This is a genomic window from Streptomyces sp. NPDC047453 (assembly GCF_040643155.1).
Lineage (GTDB): Bacteria > Actinomycetota > Actinomycetes > Streptomycetales > Streptomycetaceae > Streptomyces.
The window spans coordinates 53,785-76,217 of record NZ_JBEYTS010000029.1; the positions used below are offsets into that span (position 1 = coordinate 53,785).

The following is a 22,433-nucleotide window of genomic DNA, read 5'->3' on the forward strand; positions in this document are numbered from 1 at the left end:
CGTCACGGGAGTCCGCTGTGAAGCGCCGCACTTTGCCAGTTGCTACCGCGCTTGCCGCAACCGCATGCCTGCTGTTGACCGGCTGCGGAGGAGGTGACGCGTCCAAGGACCAGGACAAGATCGCGGGAGCGGACTCCGGCGACGCCGCCACCTCTTCGTCACCGAGCCCCTCGTCAGGCAATGTGGACCGCCCGGACATGACGCTTCCCGGCGACGTCAAGGAAGCCTTCGAGGGCTGGAAGACGGGTGACGACGCCAAGGACGCGGTACTGGCCGATGCCGGAAGGGCACAGACGGCAGTGACATACGCCGTCACGCAAGGCGATCCCAACTCGCCGGCCCTCGCCTTCTATCAGGCAGGGACAGCGCTCCCCGGTAGCCAGGACTGGGTCAAGTCGATCGTCGACGCCGGCTTCACGTTCTCGGGGTCGGTCCGCTATTACGCCGTGAAGATCAGCTTGTTCGACGAGAAGTCCGCCGGCGTTTCCTACTGTGCTGACGAGTCCAAAGCGTTCAACAAGAACCGGAAGACCCAGAAGGTCGACAGGGTTCCGCCGACCGATGACTCCTACGTGCAGTACAGCACGCGCCTGGAGTTGAACAGCAAGGGTGTGTGGCAGACCACGAAGCTCGAGTCGCAGCGGGGGAACAACGCGTGCACAGCCTGAGGGGCAGGCGCAGGTGGCTCGCCCTGGGCGCGGCCGCCGGTGCGCTGGCGCTCGTGCCGGGCACAGCGTACGGGTGGGGCACTCCCGGCAAGTCGAACGGCCAGAAGGCCACCAGCAGTGGCTCCCGGGACGGCACCAGCATCGTCTCCAAGGTGACCTACAGCGGTTCCACCGCCGGACCGAAGGGCGGCGGCAGAGGCAACGTGGCCCCGGTCGGCGACTGGTCTCCCCCCGCCTGCTGGTACGAGCCGCGGTCCGCTGAGGACTTCGCGAAGTACGTGGAGGGCATGTACAGCGAAACGATCAACACGCCGGGCCAGCACAGCTACGCCAAGACCGCCGTCGGCATGTTCCGGGGCGAGTACAAGGACGGCACCTACAAGAACTACAACCTCGACAAGAAGAACGAGGGCAACTGGTGGGTGGCCGTCGTCGACGAGGACCGCTGGATGGAGCCTGAGGCCCAGGCCTGCAACAAGCAGCCCTTCTGGGTGGTGAACGGAGACACGCCGCGGGTCGACAACGCGGTGACCCCGCAAATCCTCGCCGAACTCGCATACAACGGCATCCAGTTACCGACCACGGAGGTCTCCCTCGCCCCCGTGGCCACCACCAAGGTGAACCTGCCCACTTGGGCCTGGCTGGACAGAGCCAAGTTCAAGGACGTCTCGGTGACCGCCTCCCTGGACGTCGGCGGACTGAACATCCAGGCAACCACCACGGCCAGACCCGTCTCCCTCAAACTCGAGCCAGGCACCTCCGACGCCGAAACTTACCCCCCTTCGGGCGAGTGCACGCTCAACGGCGACCACTCGATCGGTGAGCCCTACGCCAGAGGAAAGGCCAACCAGACGCCACCGTGCGGCATCAAATACCTCCGGTCCTCCGGCGGCGGAACGTACAAGCTGAAGGCAACCATTACCTGGCAAATCAACTGGACCGGCACAGGTGGAGCCGGGGGCAACCTCCCCGACGGCACCTTCGGCAACGAACAGGCCGTCACTGTCCAGGAAGTCCAGGCGGTGAATCGTTGAGTGAAGGGCGCCCTCTGGGAGAAGAAGAGCAGGAGGAGCACTTCTTCAGTTTTAGTTTGGTTACGCGGCTCAGGTGGCAAGGGCGGCGGCTACTGCACCCACGCACAGTGTCCGGTGCGCTGGCGACAACGAGCCCGCGCGTCCTGCTCAGCCGGTCTGCTCGTCGGTGATCGCGATACGCCGGGCGAATGCGTCGAGGTCGGGAAGGGCGGCGTAGAGGCGGCCCAGTTCGTTGGTGAAGGCCACGAGCCGCACGTCCACTGCACTGGGCTTCACGCGCCAGTAGTAGGTGAGGACGCCCACCAAGCCGTCGGGATCCTCCGGTGCTTCCTGCTTGAGCGGCACGAACGCCAGGCTGCGCAATCCGGAGCCCAAAGAGTCCGCGACGAACTCCTCCTCAATCGAGCTCTTCCCGCCCGTCTCAAGGTGGTAGAACGACCCGGCATAGTGCACCTCGGCCGACGCGTCGTCACGTACCTGTTCCCAGATCCCAAGGAAGACCGGAACCGGCGGCTTGCGCAGATCGGGCCAGTACAGCAGGTGGTAGTGGGCGTCCAGGAGACCGAACAGTCGGCTGTAGACGTCGAGAATCTGGGCCACGACCCGCTCCTGCAGGTCGTCGCTGATCCGGCCACCGACGAACTCTCGCTGCCGCATGACCAGGGCTGAGGCCATCTGCTCGGCGTACTCCGACGCGTCCGTCCACGGAGTGCCTTCGAAGGCGGCAGGCAGCGCGACCCACTCCGGGCCCGGGTCGCTGAGTTCCAGCCCGTGGAGGGATGCCGTATGCGGCCATTCTCCGGGATCCGGCAGCAGAGCAGGCATCGGCGAGGGAAGATCGGTCATCGGGCACCCCGAGTGTTCTGGTCTCGCTGTGACGGCTGGGAGTCGCTGGGGGATCGCCACCGGAACGTGGTCATCACGGCGTCGAAGAGATCGACGAGCAGCAGAGACAGTTCACCGTCCACGTCCTCAGCACCGACGGTCGAAAAGGCTACGGTCAGCCACCGCCACGACTGCCCAGGTACCGGCATCTGGTAGTCGACACGACGCGACGGGAACTCGACACCACGCTCCGGGTCAGCCTGTGCAGTCCGCTCGGTGCGTACGGCGGGTGCACCGTCGAGATCCACCACCTCCCTTCCGTCCCCGGAACCGGCCATGAGCAGGGCTGCCTCCTGCGGATCGAGACCCTTATCTCCCGTCAGGCGCGTCTCGGACACCAGGATCGAGGCAGGCACGGAGATGCCGTGCATCAGCTCGACCGGAAGGTAGAGGTCGAGTCCGTCGGCCTTCCTGGCATCCTCGATGCGCTGCCACAAGCTCGCCTCGAGATCCCGTCGGTAGGCGAACACCTCATCGCGCGGCATGCCCTCGAAGGCTTGGTCGAGCACCCGCCTCACGGCGCCCTCGGTCCCCCGACGAAGTGGGACCTGTCGCCAACCCGGGGGCAATACGAGGGCGTACGAGGTCGCGGGCGCCGCTGCTTCCGAAGATACGTTCACCGCGCGCCCCCCAGCCTGTCGCACCGCTCCGCGGCCGCTCGCCTGCGGGACGCGCGGCGGGTGAGAGCTCCATGGATGAGGATGCCGAGAGACGCGCCGCAGGCCGCGAAAGCCACCCAAAAGGGTACTGCCCAAGAGCCAGATACCAACCCCGCAAGGCCGGACAGAGCCGCTTGCACACTAAAGAATGTGAACAGCACCGTGACCAGCCAGAAGTGCGGCGGCGGTGCTTTCGTGTCAAGAGCCAACGGCAGGGACCCGTCGAACACGCCCTTGCCGGAGTTGCGCAGCAGGTAGCCGATGAAGCCCTTTGCCGAATTCGGCTGTGGCCCAAGTTCCCGCTTGAGCAGCTCGGGCGCGTGCCACAGAAACGTGGCTGGAAGCAGCAAGGTCATGAAGACGACCCACCCTCCAAGAAGGATGGGCAACCCCATCGACTTCCTGTGCCCCGGATCCAAGAGCCACAGGGACAGGCACCCAACTCCGGTCCACAGCCAGAATCCCAGAAAGCTGAGGGCCAAAAGCGCATACGCATATATGCGGATGAGCGCTGGCAGGGAACGAAACTTCCCTGTCCTTACCGCGTGCTGTTGGGCGGCTCGTCGCTTTAGCTCCGCTTCAATCAGCGAGCCTCCAGTCACGCTCGCCGCCGACCGCCTCGAACGATGGAAATCACTCACCACGTGGATCCTGTCTCCGCCGTCGCCCATGTCTTCGCGTCAGCCCAGAACGTGGTACCACTGCCACCCATCAACCCGCTTAGGTAAGGCACCGTCGAGCCCTCAAGTTTATCGAACGCGTCCACAGCAGTTGCCGCGAAGAAAGTTCCCTGGCTGAGCCGGATGGCCCCCGAACCGCTCTCGATAGCCCCAGCGATCCGTGCGGACTCCGGGAACCTTGATGCCGCTCCGGTGAGGTAGGCCTTCAGCGAGGCGGCTTCAGGGCCACCGCCCAGGAGGTTCTTCATCGCGCTCAGCTTCGGCAGCGGCTGTCCGGCCAAAGCCTTGGCATCCGCCAGCGCGCCCTTCTTCGCCGCCCACATGGCTTTCATGCCGTCGCTCATCATCTTCTGTGCTGCCTTCCACTGCTGGCTGCCTCGGACGCCTGTCTTGAAGATGCGTCCAGCCTTGGACAGGTCGGCGAGTTTCTCAAGCTTGGCCGCGTTCCACGCCGCCTTCCCGATATTGGTGGCGCCGGCCCCGCGCATGGCTGCCCGAACCCCCTTCTCCGCCAACTTCATGCCCGGCCCAGCGAGGCGCCCCAGCCCCATGGTTGCCAGCGCGAAAACGTCCAGTCCCACGTCGATCCAACTGCCCTCACCCGCCACCGCCAAGGTGCTGTGCAGCAACAGAGCACCGATCGTCGCCCCCAGCGCAATCATGGCGATGATGTTCAGGCCGGGAATGAACAGCGCGATGACCGCGCAGGCGGTTGCCACCCAGCACAGGACGTTCGCCAGGTCGTTCAGCAGCCGGGAGTGGTTGCTCACCCAGTTCTTGAACTTGTCCCAGCCCTTGTCATGCAGCCCGTCTTTGCTGATCGCCCGTTTGATCTTCCCGGCCCAGTGCCCAGCTCTCTCGTCACGGTGACTGATGGCCTTGTCGAGCTTGCTTCGGGCCGCGCTGAGGTCGTCCTCGGCGCGTGAGAGCGCATGCAGCCTCGTCGTCTCCGCCCTCCGCTCAGCGTCCGTCATCTCGCTGTCGGACTTCTTGTGCTGCTCGTGAGGGGGCTGGTGGGCATCCACACGCCGCTTCGCCTCCTGGGCGTACTCCAACGCGCCGTCGGCCTGCTTCTGGCACTCCTGAAGATCGTCTGCCCAATGATCGAGGTACCCGGAGACATGACTGTAGCGGTGGTGGGTCTTGCCGAGTTTGCCCGCCAGGTCGTCGGCCTTTTCCCGCAGCGTGCCGGCGTACTTGCCTTTGAGCGCGTCGGTGTCCCGGCCGATCGCCCGAAGCCGCTCGACCTGCTCGCTGATCATCGTCGCCAGCTTGCCCAGCCGCCGTGACTCCCGGCGTACCTCCTCCACATCCCCGGGAACGGGGTCCTCGCTCGCCAGCGGACTCCAGTCGGTAGGTCGTGCCACCTGCGTTATTCCCCTGTCCCCGTCCGGGCCTTGTTCTTGCCCTTCGTAGCCTTCTCCAGCTCGCGATCGAGGTCCTTGAACGCCTTGTGGCACTCGTCGGTCAACTCACCGACACTCTTGACGGCCTCCAGCAGTTGCTTGCGGTGGTAGTCCCAGTTGTCCGCGAACCCGTCCATCGCGCTGGTGATTTGACCGGATCCCCAGATGCCTCGCAAGTCCTTCTGATGCTTCTCCGTGTGCTCGAACTCGTACTGGATCTTCTTGAGAGCCTTGGCCGACTTCTTCAACAGGTCGCCATCGACGGTCAGATCACTCATGGTTCCGACGCAGGCCCTCTTCCTGTGACGTGCACATTCATCTCCGTACGGGCACAAAAGGGGCGGTGGGACATCACTCGCGCGCCCCACCGCACCCCCGGTGACCCAAGGAGCCACTAACCCCGCTGGCTCCGCGCCAGTTCCTCGTCCAGGTTCTCGTAGGCCTGCTTGGCCTTCTTCAGGAACTCGGAGAGACCGTGGAGGCCTTGGATGGTCTTCACGGCGCCCTTGGCGAAGTCCTTCATGGAGTCCTCGTAGGCGCCGGAGGCCTTCTGCGTGGAGAAGCCGTTCTCCACCAGCTGCTTGACCCGCTTCTCGACGGACTTGATCTGGTCCTCGAGGTGGTGCATGTCCTTGAGAAGATCGCCTGCGGTCTTCTCCATCTCGGCATAAGTGAGGTCTGTGTCCTTGCCGCTCTTGCCCATGACGGCTCCCTCCCGTTTTGTTCGCCGCAGGGACTGCCCCCGTGGCTCTGTGGCGCGGACGCATCGACCGCGTCGACCGCATCGGCCGGCAGCCCTCGTCCGGCCGTCCGCATGAGCAAAGATCTTACGGGTGGGGCCCGTGGGGATACAGGGACGTCAGTTGGAGGAAACGTGAACCGGTGCACATCCCGTGCACCGGGGAACCACCTGACGGTTAAGGTCACTTCGACTGTGTTCTGCGCTCCGGGGGTGGCCCGAGCACTGCGAGGAGGACGAGTGTGCGCCTGAGTCTGACCGTCGTCGACCCGCTCGGCGGCACCAGTGCCGACGTCGTACTCGACGCCGATCCGGAGTCGTCGGTCGGCGATGTCACCCGGGAACTGGCCGAGCACCTCGGGCTCGGCGGCGGTGCGCAGATCATCTCCCTCGCGGGACACCAGCAGGGGGCCGGGCACGGACCCGGCGGGGCCCCGCAGGCGTACGTCGACGGCTATCCCCTCGATCCCGGCGCCACCGTCGTCGGCTCGCCGCTGCGCGAGGGAGCCGTCGTCAGCCTGCACGATCCCGCGGGCTGCCTGCTCGGAGAGCCCACCGGCGTCGTCGAGTTCAGGGTGGCCGGCGGCCCCGGGGCCGGGGCCGTGCACCGCCTCGGTGTGGGGCGGTACGACATCGGCAGCGGGACCATCGCGCACCTGCGCATCGACGACCCGGAACTCGACGATCGCGTCGCCACATTGTCCATCGCCATCGACGGCACCTGCGAGGTCGCCCTGCACGGCGAGCGCGGCGGAAAAGTCGAGAAGGGCGACAAGGGCGACAAGAAGGAGAGCGGTCGTTCCGGTGTCCGGCTCGACGGCGAGGACTTCGACGGTGGCGACTGGCCCCTCGGGGCCCAACTCGCGCTCGGCAACAGCCTGCTGGAGATCACCCGGTACAGCCCGCCGAACGCGGCCCTGAAGTGGTCGGACGACGGTGCCGGACTCGACTACAACCGGCCTCCCCGGCTGCGCCCGGCCGAACGCAAGACGCACTTCCGGCTCCCCAATCCGCCCGGCGAGTACGAGGCACGCCCGCTGCCGTGGCTGATGGCGCTGATGCCGCTGGTGGGTGCCGTGGTCTCGGTCATGATCTTCCGCCGCTGGTACTACATGATCATGGCCCTGATGAGCCCGCTGATGCTCATCGCCAACTACTTCATGGACAAGAAGCAGGGCCGCAAGTCCCATGCGAAGCAGGTCAAGGAGTACAAGGAGCACAAGGAACGGATCGAGGAGGATGCCCGGGAGGCGCTGCGCACGGAGCGGCTCGACCGGCGGGACGCCATCCCCGACCCGGCCGCCGTCCTCGCCTTCGCCACCGGCCCCCGCACCCGTCTGTGGGAGCGCCGGCGCACCGACGCCGACCACCTGCTGATCCGCGTCGGCACCGGCCGGGTGCGCTCCGAGGTCGTGCTCGACGACCCCGAGCAGGACGAGCACAAGCGTGAGGTCACCTGGCGCATCGAGGACTCGCCGGTCGCGCTGCCGCTGAAGGACCTCGGCGTCGTCGGCATCGCCGGACCGGGTGACTCCGCGCAGGCGCTCGGCAGATGGGCCGTCGCGCAGACGGCGGTGCTGCACAGCCCCATGGACGTGCAGTTCTACGTCCTCACCGAGAACGACGCGCACTCCCGCTGGGACTGGGTGCGCTGGCTGCCGCACGCCCGCCCCTCGGGCGGTCAGGACGTCAACGTACTGATAGGGACCGACTCCGAGACCGTCGGCGCCCGCGTCGGCGAGCTGACCCAGTTGCTGGACGCCCGGCAGAAGGCACTGAAGGAGAAGGGCAACCGGAGTGACGGGCCGGCCTTCTCCGACCCCGACATCGTCGTGGTCTGGGACGGATCTCGCCGGCTGCGCTCGCTGCCCGGGGTGGTGCGGCTGCTGCGCGAGGGGCCGGCCGTCTCCCTGTACGCGATCTGCCTCGACGAGGAGGAGCGGTTCCTGCCGGGCGAGTGTCAGGCGGTCGTGCTCGCCGAGCCGCGTCGTACCGACGACAGCGCCGCCGTCCCGGAATCCGCTCCGCAGGCGGCCGTCGGTGGCTTCCCCTCCTTCCAGGCCTGGCACCAGACGGCGCAGCAGAACGAACAGGCCACCGAGAAGGCCCTCGAACTGCGGCTGCGCGTGGAGCAGACCGATGCCCGGCGACGGCGGGACGTACGGCCCGACTTCGTCTCCGCGGCCTGGTGCGCACGGGTGTCCCGCTCCCTGTCGTCGCTGCGCGACATCAGCGGCGAGACCGAGGACTCCGCCCTGCCGGCCGCCAGCCGGCTGCTCGACGTGCTGCACCTCGAGCCGCCCACGCGGGACGCGATCGCCGCGCGCTGGCGGACGGGCGGGCAGTCGACGATGGCGGTCATCGGCGAGTCGTACGACGGCCCGTTCGGCATCGACCTGCGGCGCGACGGCCCGCACGGTCTGATCGCCGGTACGACCGGTTCCGGAAAGTCGGAGCTGCTCCAGACCATCGTGGCGGCGCTCGCGGTGGCGAACACGCCCGAGAACATGACGTTCGTGCTCGTCGACTACAAGGGCGGCTCGGCGTTCAAGGACTGTGTGAAGCTGCCGCACACCGTCGGCATGGTCACCGACCTCGACGCGCACCTCGTCGAGCGTGCCCTGGAGTCGCTGGGGGCCGAGCTGAAGCGGCGCGAGCACATCCTCGCCGCCGCCGACGCCAAGGACATCGAGGACTACCAGGACCTGGTGCGCCGGGATCCGTCGCACGCGTCCGTGCCCCGACTGCTCATCGTCATCGACGAGTTCGCGTCCATGGTGCGCGACCTGCCGGACTTCGTCACCGGCCTGGTCAACATCGCCCAGCGCGGGCGGTCCCTGGGCATCCACCTGCTGCTGGCCACGCAGCGGCCCAGCGGCGTGGTCTCCCCCGAGATCCGTGCCAACACCAACCTGCGCATCGCGCTGCGCGTGACCGACGCCGGCGAGTCCACGGACGTCATCGACGCGCCCGAGGCCGGGCACATCTCCAAGAGCACACCGGGCCGTGCGTACGTCCGCCTGGGGCACGCGTCCCTGATCCCCTTCCAGTCCGGCCGCGTCGGCGGACGGCGGCCCGGCGCGGCCGACCCGCGGGCGCTGGCCCCCTGGGCAGGCCCGCTGAGCTGGGAGGACCTGGGGCGCGCGGCACTGCGCAAGCCCAAGTCCGAGGCGCGCGAGGACGACGAGATCACCGACCTGAAGGTTCTGGTCGACGCCGTGCGGGAGGCCAACCGGACGCTCGCCATCCCCGCCCAGCACTCCCCCTGGCTGCCCGCCCTGGAAGAGACCCTGCTCCTCGACGATATTCCGGCGGTACAGGCCCGGGGCGCGCTGCCCGCCGCCCCGTACGGCGTGGAAGACCTGCCCTCCGACCAGGCCCGGCGCCCGGTGGCCGTGGACTTCGCCACCTTCGGGCATCTGCTCGTCGGCGGCGCGCCGCGCACCGGCCGCTCGCAGTTGCTGCGCACCATCGCCGGCTCGCTGGGCCGGACACTCTCCTGCGCCGACCTACACCTGTACGGCATCGACTGCGGCAACGGCGCCCTGAACGCGCTGACCCGGCTGCCGCACTGCGGCGCGGTCGTGGGGCGCAACCAACTGGAGCGTGTCGTCCGGCTCTTCACCCGGCTGACCGGCGAACTCAACCGGCGTCAGGACCTGCTGGCCGAGAAGGGCTTCGCCGACATCGGCGAGCAGCGGGCCGCGGTGGCCGAGGACGAGCGGCTGCCGCACATCGTGCTGCTGCTCGACCGCTGGGAGGGCTGGCTGCCCACGCTGGGCGAGTACGACCACGGGGACCTGACCGACCAGCTCTTCGCGATGATGCGGGAGGGCGCGAGCGTGGGCCTGCACGTGGTGCTCACCGGTGACCGGCAGGTGCTGTCGGGACGGATCTCCTCCCTCACGGAGGACAAGTACGGTCTGCGGCTAGCAGACCGAGGCGACTTCTCGATGCTGGACATCAACGCCCGCAAGGTTCCCGAGGAGATCCCCCCGGGCCGGGCCTTCCGCGCCGAGACCGCCGCGGAGACGCAGTTCGCGCTGCTCTGCGAGGACACCACCGGTCAGGGCCAGGCGGCCGCGCTCATGGCCATCGGCGACGCGGCGGCGGCCCGGGACGCGGACGTGCCGCGCTCCCGGCGGCCGTTCCGGGTGGACGTGCTGCCCGGCCGGATCTCCTTCGCGGACGCCTGGGCGATGCGCGAACCGGCGGCGGCGTCCTCGCCGCTGTGGGCACTGGTGGGTGTCGGCGGTGACGAACTCACCGCGTTCGGACCCGATCTGGCCGAGGGCGTACCGGCGTTCGTGATCGGCGGCCCGGCCAAGTCCGGCCGCAGCACGGCGCTGATGAACGTCGCACGGTCCTATCTGGCCCAGGGCGTACGGCTGGTCGTCGCGGCTCCGCGGCAGTCTCCGTTGCGCGAACTGGAGGGCCAGGAGGGCGTGTTGCGGGTGTTCACGGGCCGCGATATCGACGAGGACGAGTTGGAGGAGGCCCTCAAGCCCGCCACGCCCGAGCAGCCGATCGCCGTCCTGGTGGACGACGCCGAGGTCCTGGACGACTGCGACGCGGAGGACGTCTTCAAGCGCATCATCGAGCGCGGCGCGGAGGAGGGACTGGCCGTCGTCATCGCCGGTGACGAGGAGGAGATCTGCGACGGCTTCTCCGGCTGGCAGGTCGACGCGAAGAAGGCCCGCCGCGGCCTCCTGCTCTCCCCGCAGGACAGTTCCGCGGGCGAACTGATCGGCATCCGCACGACCCGCAGCATGGTCGGCGGCCCGGTCACTCCCGGCAAGGGGATGCTCCACCTGGGCAGCGGCGAGCACATGACCGTGACGACGCCGAACTAGTGCTGCGACCGGAAAGGTTCACCGGCTCGCGAGGCCCGGCAAACCTTTCCGGTCACAGCACTAGCCTCCGGCGCCCATCACTTCCGTCAGCCGACCTTCGACAGCCGCGCCACCGGATTCCCCTCCGCGGAGCTGTCCGACGTGTACTTGAGGTCGTCGCCGACCGGGGTGAGGCGGACCGTGTGCGGGGCGGGGTTGCAGCCCGAGTGGTTGGTCCTGGCGCCCCGGGAGACGGCGACCAGCTGAGTGTTCGTCACCTGCTTCAGGGTGAGTACGTCGTCGCAGACGCCGCCGAGCTGGTCCGTCTGGTGGAGGGTGCCCAGTTCCCGGCCCACGGCGGCCTGGTGGACCGTCAGCCGGAAGTCGCCGAGGGGCAGGGTGCCGTCGAGGGCGGTGCCCTGGCCCTCCCAGGTGCCGAGGTAGCGGGCGGGGACGGAGGAGGAGGTGGCGGACGGCTCGGTGGAGCGGTGGTCGCCTCCCGCGGTGGCGGCCGGTGTCGGTGTCCCGACGGGGCCGGCGCCGGCGCTGTCGGCGCTGTCGTCCCGGAACGGGAACAGCCACAGCGAACCGACGGTCACCGCCGCCAGCACGCCCGCGACTGCGAGGACCACGGTGCAGCTCAGGCGGCGGCCCCGGCCGTCGGCGTCGGGCGCGGCCTTGCCGGCCACCGTGACGGAGAACCTGCCGGGACCGGCCGGCGCGGTGGTCCCCAGCGGCGGCGCGTCCTGCGGGCTGGAGTGGGTAGGGGGCGCCGCGGCTCCCATGGCCGCGGCGTCCATGGCCGCGGCGCCCATGAGGGGTGGCGGGCCGAACCCGCCGCCGGATACCGCTGCCGCGGGCCGCGGGGGCTCACCGGTGGCGACCGGGGCGGGGCCCGGCACCGAGACTCGGCTGAACCCCAGCGGACCTGACGCCGACGGGGGTGGCGGTTCCGCCGCCGTCGCCTCCAGGTTGAGCAGCGACACGGCGCTGCGGCTGACGTGCTCGACCAGGCGGGACGGGAGCCAGCCGGCCGCGACCAGGCGGGACGCGCCCTCGGGGGCGAGGCGGCGGGCCACCTCGCCGGGGCCGGGGCGGGCGCCGGGGTCCTTGGCCAGGCAGGCCGCCGCCAGGTCCCGCAAGTCTCCCGACAGGGAACCCAGTTCGGGTTCCTCGTGGACCACCTTGTAGAGGAGCGCCGCCGAGGAGTCGCCCGGGAACGGGGGCTCGCCCGTCGCGGCGTGCACCAGCACCGCGCCCAGGGAGAAGACGTCGGCCGCGCCGGTGACGCCCTTGCCGAGGATCTGCTCGGGCGACATGTAGCCGGGCGAGCCGACCGAGACACCGGTCGAGGTCAGGGACGCGGTGCCGTCGGTGGCGCGGGCGATGCCGAAGTCGATCAGCAGCGGGCCGTCGAGGGTGAGCAGCACGTTGGACGGCTTCACGTCCCTGTGCACCAGGCCCAGTTCGTGCACCGCCGCCAGCGCCTCGGCCAGGCCCGCCCCCAGCACCCGTACGGAGTGCCCGGGCAGCGGGCCGGCGTCCGCGATCGCCGCGGCGAGGGAGGGGCCGGCCGCGTAGGCGGTGGCCACCCACGGCACCGGCGCCTCGGGGTCGGCGTCCAGGACCGGTGCGGTCCAGGCGCCGCCCACCCGGCGCGCGGCCTCGACCTCGCGGCGGAACCGGGCGCGGAACTCCTCGTCGAGCGCGAAGTGCGGGTGCACCATCTTCACCGCGACGGTGCGGCCGCCCCCGCTGCGGCCCAGGTAGACACGGCCCATGCCGCCGGAGCCCAGCCGGCCGAGCAGCCGGTAGGGACCCACGGTGGCGGGCTCGTCTGCTTCGAGCGGCTGCATGGCGTCCTCCCCCTCCCCCGTACGCCTCACAGCAGGGTAGTGCGCTACGGCCGCAGCAGCTCCACCTTCACGTCTGCCGGGAAGCCGGTCGTCGGTCCGACGCGCCGCGCGAACTCGGCCACCGCGGCGAGCTGCGGGTCGCCGAAGCTGAAGTCGAGGGTGGTGAAGTACCGCTCCAGGACCTCCTGGTCGAAGGCCTCCCAGCGGGCCGCCTGTTCGGCGACCTTGGCGACCTCCTCCAGGGACAGGTTGCGGGAGGCCAGGAAGGCCTCGTGCACCTTGCCGGTGATGTCCGGCTCGCGCTCGAGGTAGTCGCGCCGCGCCGCCCAGATCGCGAAGACGAACGGCAGTCCCGTCCACTCCTTCCACAGCTGCCCGAGGTCGTGCACCTCGAGTCCGTAGCGCGGGCCGTCGTGGAGGTTGGCGCGCAGGGCGGCGTCGCCGATGAGCACCGCCGCCTCCGCCTCCTGCATCATCAGGCTGAGGTCGGGCGGGCAGGTGTAGTAGTCGGGGGCCACCCCGTACCGCTCGGCCAGCAGCAGCTGGGCGAGGCGGACGGAGGTCCGGGAGGTCGACCCGAGGGCGACCCGGGCGCCGTCGAGCCGGTCCAGCGGCACCTGCGAGACGATCACGCACGACATCACCGGGCCGTCGCAGCCGACGGCGATGTCGGGGAAGGCGACCAGGTCGTCCGCGTGCTTGAGGAACTCGACGAGGGTGATCGGCCCGATGTCGAGTTCTCCCCGCACGAGCCGCTCGCTGAGCTTCTCCGGGGTGTCCTTCGTCAGCTCGAAGTCGAGGAGCGTGCCGGTTCTCGCGAGCCCCCAGTACAGGGGCAGGCAGTTGAGGAACTGGATGTGGCCGACGCGCGGCCGGGTGCGAGAATTGTCCACATCGTGAGGCTAGACCCTGCGCGGCGCCGTCCCCCGGCCGCCCCTGCCGCCGCCCCCGAGGACCCCGATTGGCGGAGTCCCCGCCATCCTTCTGTGAGGCCCCGTCGATCTCACTGCGTCAACCTCTCACCCGAACCTTCAAACATCCGGGTGAAGTGATCTTGACCTCTATTGCATTCGGCTGCCCACATGCTAGGCTCGCCAGCAAGTTGCAGTTTGGTTTCCCTTGCAGTACAGAGCCTGCGGAGCATGTGACCGCGGGCTCTGGTCGTTTTCAGACGTATGCAGTTGTGCGGCGATTTCGTTATCACACTTGCAGGTTCTGGAGCAGGGCGACCCTTTGAGCCCAAGGAGGGCTTATGGCTACCGGAACCGTGAAGTGGTTCAACGCCGAAAAGGGCTTTGGTTTCATCGCCCAGGAAGGCGGCGGCCCCGACGTCTTCGTCCACTACTCCGCAATCAACGCGACCGGTTTCCGCTCCCTCGAAGAGAACCAGCAGGTGAGCTTCGACGTCACCCAGGGTCCGAAGGGCCCGCAGGCGGAGAACGTCACCCCGGTCTGAGCGTTCGCGCGCAGTAATCCGATTTGAGTGCAGTACCCAAGGAGCCCCGCGCCGTCCGGCGACGGGGCTCCTGCCTTTCCCCGGCCGGGGCGGCCGGACACCGGACACACCGCCCGGTGAATTCCCGGCGAACTCTTTCCGAGGCATCACCGGCCTTCCCGGAAATGAATGCCGCGCCGCCCCGGAGATGACCGGAGCGAGGCAAAGGCCGCGGCTGTGAGGGGGCGCCGCGGCGGTTCGCACCATTGCGGACGCTACGCGTACAGCCCCTCCACCTCTTGTGCGAAGTCGCGCAGGATCGCCTCCCGACGGAGCTTCATCGTCGGGGTCAGGTGGCCCGCCGGTTCCGTGAAGTCCACCGGGAGGACGGCGAAGCGGCGGATGGACTCCGGGCGGGAGACCAGTTTGTTCGCCTCGTTCACGGCGCGTTGCAGCACCGCCGCCAACTCGGGATCGTCGACGAGGAGTTCGGCGGGGACGGGGTGCTTGCCGTTCATCTGCCGCCAGTGGGTGATGCCTTCGGGGTCCAGGGTGATCAGGGCGGAGACGTAGGGGCGGCGGTCGCCCAGCACCATGCACTGGGAGATCAGCGGGTGGGCGCGGAGCCAGTTCTCCAGAGGGGCCGGGGCGACGTTCTTGCCACCCGCGGTGATCAGGATCTCCTTCTTCCGGCCCGTGATCGTCAGGTAGCCGTCGTCGTCCAGGCGGCCGATGTCGCCCGTCGGGAACCAGCCGTCGTGCGTCGCCGGCACCACCCCGCCCGCGTGCGGGTTCCAGTAGCCGCGCAGGATCTGACCCCCTGCCAGCAGCACCTCGCCGTCCGCCGCGATACGCACCCGCGTGCCCGGCAGCGGCCAGCCGACCGTGCCCAGGCGGGGTTTCTGCGGAGGCGTGACCGTGGCCGCGCCCGTCGACTCGGTCAGGCCGTAGCCCTCGTAGACCTCGACGCCGGCGCCCTCGTAGAACGCGGCCAGGCGGCGGCCCAGCGGGGAGCCGCCGCAGATGAGATAGCGCAGGCGGCCGCCGAGGGCGGCCCGGATACGGCGGTAGAGGAGGGCGTCGTAGAAGGCGCGGGCCGTCCTCAGGGCGCGGCTGGGGCCGGGGCCCGTACCGTGCCGGCGGGCCTCGGCCGCCTCGCCGTAGCGGCGGGCCACGTCGGCCGCGCGGTCGAAGGAGGACGCCCGGCCGCCGCGCTCGGCGGTGGCGCGCGCGTTGTTGTAGACCTTCTCCAGCATGTACGGGATGGCCAGCAGGAACGTCGGCCGGAAGCTCGCCAGGTCCGCCAGCAGGTCCTCCGACTTCAGGCTCGGCGCGTGGCCCAGCCGGACGCCCGCGCGGACGCAGGCGACCGCGACCATGCGGCCGAAGACGTGGGAGAGGGGCAGGAAGAGCAGCGTCGCGGCCTCCTCCGACGTCCTCGCCTTGAAGGCCGGGTAGAGGACCTCGATGGCGTTGTCGACCTCCGCGAGGAAGTTGCCGTGGCTCAGCGCGCAGCCCTTGGGGTGGCCGGTCGTGCCCGAGGTGTAGACCAGGGTGGCGAGCGTGTCGGGCCCGAGGACGCCCCGGCGCACGGCGACCTCCTGGTCCGGGACGTCCGCGCCGCTCTCCACCAGCCGGTCGAGGTGGCCCTTCTCGATGATCCACACGTGGCGCAGGTCCAGCAGGCGCTCGCGTTCCGGGCCGAGGGCCGCCGCCTGCCGGGCCTTCTCCGTCACCAGGGCGACCGCGCCGGAGTCCTGGAGGATCGAGCGGGTCTGGAAGACGGAGGACGTGGGGTAGACGGGGACCGTGACCAGACCGGCGGCCCAGGCGGCGAAGTCCAGGAGGGTCCACTCGTACCTCGTGCGCGCCATGACCGCGATCCGGTCGCCCGGCGCCAGGCCCTCCGCGATCAGGCCCTTGGCCATCGCCAGTACCTGGCCGGCGAACTGCGCGGCGGTCAGATGCGTCCAGCCGCCGTCGGCGTCCCGGCGGCTGACGACCTGGCGGCCGGGGTCGGCGGCCGCGTTCTCGAACGGCAGGTCGGCCAGCGAGCCGTGCGTCACCGGCGGCACCAGCGGGGGGACGTACGCCTCGCGCACCTCGCCGTCCAGCCGGCGGGTCTGCGGCGGCACGAACGCCGGGACCGCGTCGGGGTCGTAGTCGAACCCCGAGGCGGGCGAAGGGGCCGGCCCGTGGGACGACGGGGACGAGTACGAGAGAGGCATGGCGGCTCCTGGGGCTTGCGGCTGCGCGCTGCTCTGCTGCACGTGGTACGCGCCGCGCTTACCGAGTCGTTCACCGGTGGTGCGCGCTCTTGGGGTGTTACCGCCGGTTGCAAACGCGATCGTACGGGGCCGGGATGGGGAGTTCGTGCGGGTTCGGGAAGGGTCCGGAGACGGTCCGGGGCAGGGCTGCGTACTCCCCGGCCTCCGGATGCCCGCACCTCGACACAGGCTTACCTCCGGTAACCTGACTTTCGGATGAGTGAGGTGAGCCCGTGGGGAGAGGGGACTTGGCCGACCGCTTCACGGGCTTCGCCCGCACCGCGTCCGCGTCGGACCTCCGCCTGGCGACGGCTCTGGCCCGCGGCGCCCTGCGCTCCCCCTTCAAACGGCCCCGTCCGGACGCCCCTTTCCCCCGCACCCGGCTCGTGCTTCCCTCCGTCCGCGTCGACCTCGCGCGACTGGCCGCCTACGAGCGGGTGTGCGGCTTCGCGACCGGCGACGACGGGCTGCCGATCACCTATCCGCACGTGCTCGGCTTCCCGGCGGCCATGAGCCTGATGAGCGGCGGGGACTTCCCGCTGCCGCTGCTCGGACTGGTGCACACCTCGGTCGACATCACCCGGCACACCACCCTGCCCGCCACGGGCGTGTACGAAGTGTCCGTGCACATCGCCGGGTTGGCACCGCACCGGCGTGGCACCGAGGCCGCCGTCGTCACCGTGCTGAGGGCGGCGGGCGGCGACGTCGTATGGGAGTCGACGAGCACGTACCTGGCCCGCCACCCCACCGACGGGCCCGCGCCCGAGCCCGCGCGGCGGGAACACGAACCCCTGCCCGCCGTCGCCGAGTGGCGCCTCGGACCGGACGTGGGGCGGCGCTACGCGGCCGCCTCCGGGGACCGCAACCCGATCCACCTCCACCCGCTCACCGCCCGCATGTTCGGCTTCCCACGGGCGATCGCACACGGCATGTGGACCGTCGCCCGCTGCCTCGCCGCCCACGGCACCCCCGAAGCCGCCCTGGTCCGGGCGGAGTTCAGATCCCCGGTGCTGCTGCCGGGCACGGTCGTCCACGCCGCCGACGGCATCGGCCGCTTCGAGCTGCGCGATCCCGCCGGACAGCGGGTCCATCTGAGGGGCGAGGTGCTTCCGCCGCTCACGTGAGTGCGGTCGGCGCGGTGAGCTCGTCGGCGGGCGGGGTCCACGGCCGGTCCTCCATGAGGTCGCCCAGGCCCGCCCACGCGAAGTTCATCAGGGTCGCCGCCGCCTGGCGGGCCGAGACGCCCGGGGTGGCGTCGGCCCAGTCGGCGAGGGACTCGGCGGCGCCGACCAGGGCCTCGGCGAGCCCGGCGACCTCGCGCTCCGGCAGACCGGGGTCGCGGTGGGCCTCACGGGCGGCGACGAGGATCAACTGGGTGACGAACTCCACGATCTCCGCGCGCATCGCGGCGATCTCGACCGCGAACGGCTCCCCGTGCGTACGGGCCTGCACGTGGAGCATCGCCCAGCCCTCCGGGTGCCGCGCGGTGTGCGTGAAGAACGCCCGCAGCCCTTCCCAGAGTTGGCGGTCGGCGGGCAGTCCCGGGCGGACTCCGGCGCGGACCGCCTCGGTCAGGGCGGCGGCCTCGCGGCGGATGCAGGCGGTGAAGAGGTCTTCCTTGGAGTTCAGGTACAGATAGACCAACGGCTTGGAGACGCCCGCCAGTTCGGCTATCTCGTCCATCGACGCGGCGGTGTAGCCGCGCCGCCCGAAGATCTGGACGGCGGCGTCGAGCATCTGCTGCTCACGCACCGCTCTCGGCATCCGCCTGGTCCTCACGGCACCCATGGGGCAAGCCTACGGTTCAGGCGCCGGCCCCACGGCCGCGCGGACGCCGCACCGACCGGATCAGGACGTCAGGACGCCTGCCCCTGAGCCTGCTCCCGGGGCTGCGCCTGGGCCCGCGCCCGGTCGTCGGCGAGGTCCTCCTGGCCCGCGTTGGCCTCGAAGCCCGCCTTCATGCGGTCCACCCGCGCGGACACCTGCATCGACGCCCGGTCCCGCTCCTTGCGCAGGACGACGAAGCTGATCGGGGCCGAGATCACCAGGGCGAGGGTGACGATCCACAGCCCGTTGGAGCTGCCGAGGCCGCGCGGGGCGATACCGGAGTAGACGAGGCCCCAGACGACCACGAGGCAGCCCACGAAGATCCCGAGGCGCATCAGTGTGTAGCGGAGCATCTCAATCCACTCTTCCGTTCCGAAGGTTCCCAAAGGGGCACCGTCCAGTGAAGCACGCCGGGCGCCGCACCACGCAGGGGGGTGCCAAGGACCGGTAAAGCCTCAGGCCAGTGGCAGAAGCATGATCACGTCGTCCCGGTCGTCGCCCGGCTCCACCCGGATGGCGCCGGGCACCCGCCCGACCTCCTTGTAGCCACAGGAGGCGTAGAACCGTTCCAGGCCGAGCCCGCCCCGGCAGGTGAGCCGGATCGCGTCGATGCCCGGGAAGCCGCGGGCCGCGTCCGCAGCGGCCGCCAGCAGGTCCCGACCATAGCCCCGGCCCTGGTGGCGCGGGTGCACCATCACCGTGTAGAGCCAGAGCCAGTGCGTCATCAGCGGGTGGGTGTTGAAGGTCAGGAAGGCGGTGGCGGCGACCCGCCCCTCCTCGTCGTGGCCGACCAGGAGCCGGGAGCGGCTCTCCGCCAGCGCCACGAAATGCCGCACCACCTCCGGGCGTATCTCCTCCCGCCTCGCGGGCGGCACGAAGCCGACCGCTCCGCCGGCGTTCGTGACATCGGCCCACAGGTCGAGGATGCCGTCGCGCAGGGCGGCGTCGATGGCGGGATCAAGCGTGAAGGTAAGGGGCATTGGGTGATGGTATCTATTACACGAGGGTGCGCGCAGCCACTTTCAGGTCGGACACCAGCCCCCGGTACGCGGCCTCCCGGTCGTCCGCGCGCAGCACCGACGAGGGGTGCAAGGTCGGCACCAGACGCTCCCGGCGCCCGTGGATCTCCGCCTCCAGCACCGTCCCGCGTACCTCGGTCACCCGGAACGACGAGCCCAGCAGCGCCTTGCCGGCCGTCGCGCCCAGGACCACGATCAGCTCGGGCTCCACGAGCCCGAGCTCGGCCGCCAGCCAGGGCCCGCACGCCGCCGTCTCGCGCAGGCTCGGCGCCTTGTGGATACGGCGCTTGCCGGGCCCGGACCGGGTGAACTTGAAGTGCTTGACCGCGTTGGTGACATACGTCTCGCCCGGGTCGATGCCCGCCTCGGCCAGCGCCCGGTCCAGCAGCTTCCCGGCGGGCCCGACGAACGGCCGGCCCCGCCGGTCCTCCTGGTCCCCGGGCTGCTCGCCGACGAGCATGACCCGGGCGCCGGTGTCCCCGGCGCCGAACACGGTCTGGGTGGCGTCCCGGTGCAGCGGGCAGCCCCGGCAGCCCGCCGCCGCCTCGCGCAGTGCGGCCAGGTCGGCGTGCTCGGGGACGAAGGGCGCGGCGGTGTAGGCGTCCTCGGGCGCCTTCGCGGTGGCCATGCCGGACGGGTACCCGCCCGGCCGGCGACGTCACGGGGTGCGCGGAACGCGCGGGCTCACACCCGCATCGGCTGCGGCGACTCGCGGCGCGCCGGGTCCGGGCCCTCGTACTCCCGGATGATCTCGTAGCGCGTGTTGCGCTCCACCGGGCGGAAGCCGGCGTCGCGGATCAGCTCCAGCAGGTCCTCGCGGGTCAGCTTGTTCGGGGTGCCGAAGTTGTCCGCGTCGTGCGTGATCTTGTACTCGACCACCGAGCCGTCCATGTCGTCCGCGCCGTGCTGGAGGGCGAGCTGCGCGGTCTGCACGCCGTGCATCACCCAGAACACCTTGACGTGCGGGACGTTGTCGAAGAGCAGCCGCGAGACGGCGAAGGTCTTCAGCGCCTCCGCGCCCGTCGCCATGGTGGTACGGGCCTGGAGGCGGTTGCGGACCTTGCCGTCCTGCATGTCGACGAAGTCGTGCTGGTAGCGCAGCGGGATGAAGACCTGGAACCCGCCGGTCTCGTCCTGGAGTTCACGCAGCCGCAGCACGTGGTCCACGCGGTGGCGGGGCTCCTCGATGTGCCCGTAGAGCATGGTGCTCGGGGTCTTCAGGCCCTTCTCGTGCGCCAGCCGGTGGATGCGCGACCAGTCCTCCCAGTGGGTGCGGTGGTCGACGATGTGCTGCCGGACCTCCCAGTCGAAGATCTCCGCGCCGCCGCCGGTCAGGGACTCCAGACCGGCGTCGATCAGCTCGTCGAGGATCTCGGAGGCGGACAGCCCGGAGATCGTCTCGAAGTGGTGGATCTCGGTGGCCGTGAACGCCTTCAGCGACACGTCCGGCAGCGCGGCCTTCAACTCGCGCAGGGAACGCGGGTAGTAGCGCCACGGCAGGTTCGGGTGCAGGCCGTTGACGATGTGCAGCTCGGTGAGGTTCTCCGACTCCATCGCCTTGGCCAGCTTCACGGCCTCCTCGATGCGCATCGTGTACGCGTCCTTCTCGCCCGGCTTGCGCTGGAAGGAGCAGTACGCGCAGGACGCGGTGCACACGTTCGTCATGTTGAGGTGCCGGTTGACGTTGAAGTGCACCACGTCGCCGTTCTTGCGGGTGCGCACCTCGTGGGCGAGGCCGCCGAGCCACGCCAGGTCGTCCGACTCGTACAGCGCGATGCCGTCCTCACGGGTCAGGCGGACGCCCGCCCTGACCTTCTCCTCCAGCTCGCGCTTGAGCCCGACGTCCATGCCCCTACCTCTTTCCTGAAGACTGCGACCACCGTACGCCTGAAGGATCAGACCTCCTCGGGCAGCTCACCCACCCGGTTCTCCCACTTCGTGGACAGCACGATGGTGGTACGGGTCCGGGAGACGCCCTTGGTCCCGGACAGCCGCCGGATGATGCTCTCCAGTCCGTCGACGTCCGAGGCGCGCACCTTGAGCATGAAGGAGTCGTCGCCGGCGATGAACCAGCAGTCCTCGATCTCGGAGAGGTCCTTCAGCCGCTGCGCCACGTCCTCGTGGTCGGCCGCGTCGGAGAGCGAGATGCCGATCAGGGCGGTGACGCCGAGACCGAGCGAGGCGGCGTCCACGGTGGCGCGGTAGCCGGTGATGACACCGGCCGCCTCCAGCCGGTTGATGCGGTCGGTGACGCTCGGTCCCGACAGGCCGACGAGGCGCCCCAGCTCCGCGTAAGAGGCCCGGCCGTTCTCCCTCAGGGCCTGGATGAGCTGCCTGTCCACCGCGTCCATGCGATCGAAGCCTTCCACTGAAGAGATCCGACGAGAGATCTGAAGAAAGTTCCTGAAGTGTCGAGTGGTACTGGTACTGCTTGAGCGCCGGCTGACGCTACGCGGGCCGGGAGCCGCCCAGTTCGCCCTCCCAGCGACGGTAGAGGCGGTGGGGCACGCCCACCGCGTCCAGGGCCCGGCCGGCGACGAAGTCCACGAGGTGCTGGATGTGCGTCGCCCCGGCGTAGAAGGCGGGCGAGGCGGGCAGGACGGTGGCGCCCGCGTCGTCCAGTGCCACCAGATGCCGAAGCGTCTGGCCGTTCAGCGGGGTCTCCCGTACGGCCACGACCAGCGGCCTGCCCTCCTTGAGGGTCACGCTCGCCGCCCGTTGCAGCAGATCCTTCGACAGCCCGAGGGCGACGCCCGCCACACAGGCCGTCGAGGCGGGCACGATCAGCATGCCCTGCGCCGGGTACGACCCCGAGGACGGACCGGCCGCCAGGTCACCGGCGCTCCAGTGCCGCACCCCGGTGATGTCCACGTCGAACGTGCCGGGCTTGCCGTCGGCGCCGAGAGACAGCCATTCCCGCAGGTCGTCCCGCCAGTGGGCGTCGCGGAAGGAGATGCCGGTCTCGTCGAGCAGGGTGAGCCGCGAGGCCCGGCTGACCACCAGGTCGACGCTCTGTCCGGCGTCGAGCAGCGCACGCAGCACAGCGGCCGCATACGGCGTGCCGGACGCTCCGGACACCCCCACGATCCAAGGCGCGCGCCGCGTTTCTCCTGGCTTCATGTGTCG

At 70.0% G+C, this 22,433-nt stretch carries 21 protein-coding genes; 5 read left to right on the top strand and 16 right to left on the bottom strand.

Annotation, left to right across the window (positions count from 1 at the left end):
* Positions 1 to 17 precede the first annotated feature (17 nt).
* A complete protein-coding gene (locus ABZ818_RS24190) occupies positions 18 to 668 on the top strand; it encodes a hypothetical protein (protein ID WP_361418228.1) in 651 nt (216 codons plus the stop codon).
* Positions 656 to 1,702 (top strand): hypothetical protein, encoded by a 1,047-nt coding sequence (locus ABZ818_RS24195; RefSeq protein ID WP_361418231.1) that lies wholly within the window; start codon positions 656 to 658, stop codon positions 1,700 to 1,702. Before ABZ818_RS24190 ends, ABZ818_RS24195 begins: the two co-directional genes overlap by 13 nt.
* Before the next feature lie 147 nt (positions 1,703 to 1,849).
* On the opposite strand, the gene ABZ818_RS24200 is transcribed toward ABZ818_RS24195, so the two are convergent.
* From ABZ818_RS24200 to ABZ818_RS24225, 6 genes are all read right to left on the bottom strand, one after another.
* The gene (locus ABZ818_RS24200; RefSeq protein WP_361418235.1) at positions 1,850 to 2,548 is read right to left on the bottom strand and encodes a hypothetical protein; all 699 of its coding nucleotides are present in this window, start codon (positions 2,546 to 2,548) and stop codon (positions 1,850 to 1,852) included.
* Positions 2,545 to 3,096 carry a hypothetical protein gene (locus ABZ818_RS24205; RefSeq protein WP_361418238.1) on the bottom strand — a complete coding sequence of 184 codons (552 nt, stop codon included), beginning with the start codon at positions 3,094 to 3,096 and terminating at the stop codon, positions 2,545 to 2,547. The genes ABZ818_RS24200 and ABZ818_RS24205 overlap by 4 nt, the downstream gene beginning before the upstream one ends.
* Before the next feature lie 107 nt (positions 3,097 to 3,203).
* Entirely contained in the window at positions 3,204 to 3,602 is a 399-nt protein-coding gene (locus ABZ818_RS24210; protein ID WP_361418241.1) for a hypothetical protein, read from the bottom strand.
* Positions 3,603 to 3,883: 281 nt separating this feature from the next.
* Positions 3,884 to 5,386: a putative T7SS-secreted protein gene (locus ABZ818_RS24215; RefSeq protein WP_361418244.1), complete on the bottom strand. Its 1,503-nt coding sequence runs from the start codon at positions 5,384 to 5,386 to the stop codon at positions 3,884 to 3,886.
* Positions 5,299 to 5,610 carry a hypothetical protein gene (locus ABZ818_RS24220; protein ID WP_361418247.1) on the bottom strand — a complete coding sequence of 104 codons (312 nt, stop codon included), beginning with the start codon at positions 5,608 to 5,610 and terminating at the stop codon, positions 5,299 to 5,301. Before ABZ818_RS24220 ends, ABZ818_RS24215 begins: the two co-directional genes overlap by 88 nt.
* A 116-nt stretch (positions 5,611 to 5,726) precedes the next feature.
* Entirely contained in the window at positions 5,727 to 6,035 is a 309-nt protein-coding gene (locus ABZ818_RS24225; protein ID WP_361418250.1) for a WXG100 family type VII secretion target, read from the bottom strand.
* A gap of 278 nt (positions 6,036 to 6,313) precedes the next feature.
* On the opposite strand from ABZ818_RS24225, the gene ABZ818_RS24230 reads away from it, so the two are divergent.
* Positions 6,314 to 10,924 carry an FtsK/SpoIIIE domain-containing protein gene (locus ABZ818_RS24230; RefSeq protein WP_361418253.1) on the top strand — a complete coding sequence of 1,537 codons (4,611 nt, stop codon included), beginning with the start codon at positions 6,314 to 6,316 and terminating at the stop codon, positions 10,922 to 10,924.
* Between the two features lie 86 nt (positions 10,925 to 11,010).
* Here the strand turns inward: ABZ818_RS24230 and ABZ818_RS24235 are convergent, their stop codons facing one another.
* Both ABZ818_RS24235 and ABZ818_RS24240 read right to left on the bottom strand, forming a co-directional pair.
* The gene (locus tag ABZ818_RS24235; RefSeq protein WP_361418256.1) at positions 11,011 to 12,759 is read right to left on the bottom strand and encodes a protein kinase; all 1,749 of its coding nucleotides are present in this window, start codon (positions 12,757 to 12,759) and stop codon (positions 11,011 to 11,013) included.
* A 44-nt stretch (positions 12,760 to 12,803) separates the two neighbouring features.
* Entirely contained in the window at positions 12,804 to 13,652 is an 849-nt protein-coding gene (locus tag ABZ818_RS24240; protein ID WP_361418259.1) for a menaquinone biosynthesis protein, read from the bottom strand.
* 359 nt (positions 13,653 to 14,011) lie between these two features.
* Between ABZ818_RS24240 and ABZ818_RS24245 the strand changes: the two genes are divergently transcribed.
* Positions 14,012 to 14,215 carry a cold-shock protein gene (locus tag ABZ818_RS24245; RefSeq protein WP_004984723.1) on the top strand — a complete coding sequence of 68 codons (204 nt, stop codon included), beginning with the start codon at positions 14,012 to 14,014 and terminating at the stop codon, positions 14,213 to 14,215.
* Between the two features lie 254 nt (positions 14,216 to 14,469).
* Here the strand turns inward: ABZ818_RS24245 and ABZ818_RS24250 are convergent, their stop codons facing one another.
* Positions 14,470 to 16,422, bottom strand: a complete 1,953-nt coding sequence (locus tag ABZ818_RS24250) for an AMP-dependent synthetase/ligase (RefSeq protein ID WP_361418262.1) — start codon at positions 16,420 to 16,422, stop codon at positions 14,470 to 14,472.
* A 341-nt stretch (positions 16,423 to 16,763) separates the two neighbouring features.
* Between ABZ818_RS24250 and ABZ818_RS24255 the strand changes: the two genes are divergently transcribed.
* The gene (locus tag ABZ818_RS24255; RefSeq protein WP_361418351.1) at positions 16,764 to 17,585 is read left to right on the top strand and encodes a MaoC/PaaZ C-terminal domain-containing protein; all 822 of its coding nucleotides are present in this window, start codon (positions 16,764 to 16,766) and stop codon (positions 17,583 to 17,585) included.
* On the opposite strand, the gene ABZ818_RS24260 is transcribed toward ABZ818_RS24255, so the two are convergent.
* The 7 genes from ABZ818_RS24260 to ABZ818_RS24290 all read right to left on the bottom strand — a co-directional run bounded on the left by ABZ818_RS24260 (position 17,578) and on the right by ABZ818_RS24290 (position 22,427).
* Positions 17,578 to 18,249, bottom strand: a complete 672-nt coding sequence (locus ABZ818_RS24260; RefSeq protein ID WP_361418265.1) for a TetR/AcrR family transcriptional regulator — start codon at positions 18,247 to 18,249, stop codon at positions 17,578 to 17,580. The genes ABZ818_RS24255 and ABZ818_RS24260 overlap by 8 nt on opposite strands.
* Before the next feature lie 68 nt (positions 18,250 to 18,317).
* Positions 18,318 to 18,641, bottom strand: a complete 324-nt coding sequence (locus tag ABZ818_RS24265; protein WP_361418268.1) for a DUF4229 domain-containing protein — start codon at positions 18,639 to 18,641, stop codon at positions 18,318 to 18,320.
* A 102-nt stretch (positions 18,642 to 18,743) separates the two neighbouring features.
* A complete protein-coding gene (locus ABZ818_RS24270; protein ID WP_361418271.1) occupies positions 18,744 to 19,268 on the bottom strand; it encodes a GNAT family N-acetyltransferase in 525 nt (174 codons plus the stop codon).
* A 16-nt stretch (positions 19,269 to 19,284) separates the two neighbouring features.
* Complete coding sequence (locus ABZ818_RS24275) at positions 19,285 to 19,935, bottom strand: UdgX family uracil-DNA binding protein (protein ID WP_361418274.1); 651 nt, start codon at positions 19,933 to 19,935, stop codon at positions 19,285 to 19,287.
* 56 nt (positions 19,936 to 19,991) lie between these two features.
* Entirely contained in the window at positions 19,992 to 21,155 is a 1,164-nt protein-coding gene (gene mqnE, locus ABZ818_RS24280) for an aminofutalosine synthase MqnE (RefSeq protein WP_361418277.1), read from the bottom strand.
* Positions 21,156 to 21,202: 47 nt separating this feature from the next.
* A complete protein-coding gene (locus ABZ818_RS24285; protein ID WP_141366372.1) occupies positions 21,203 to 21,658 on the bottom strand; it encodes an Lrp/AsnC family transcriptional regulator in 456 nt (151 codons plus the stop codon).
* A gap of 97 nt (positions 21,659 to 21,755) precedes the next feature.
* Complete coding sequence (locus ABZ818_RS24290) at positions 21,756 to 22,427, bottom strand: flavoprotein (RefSeq protein ID WP_361418280.1); 672 nt, start codon at positions 22,425 to 22,427, stop codon at positions 21,756 to 21,758.
* Positions 22,428 to 22,433: the final 6 nt, after the last annotated feature.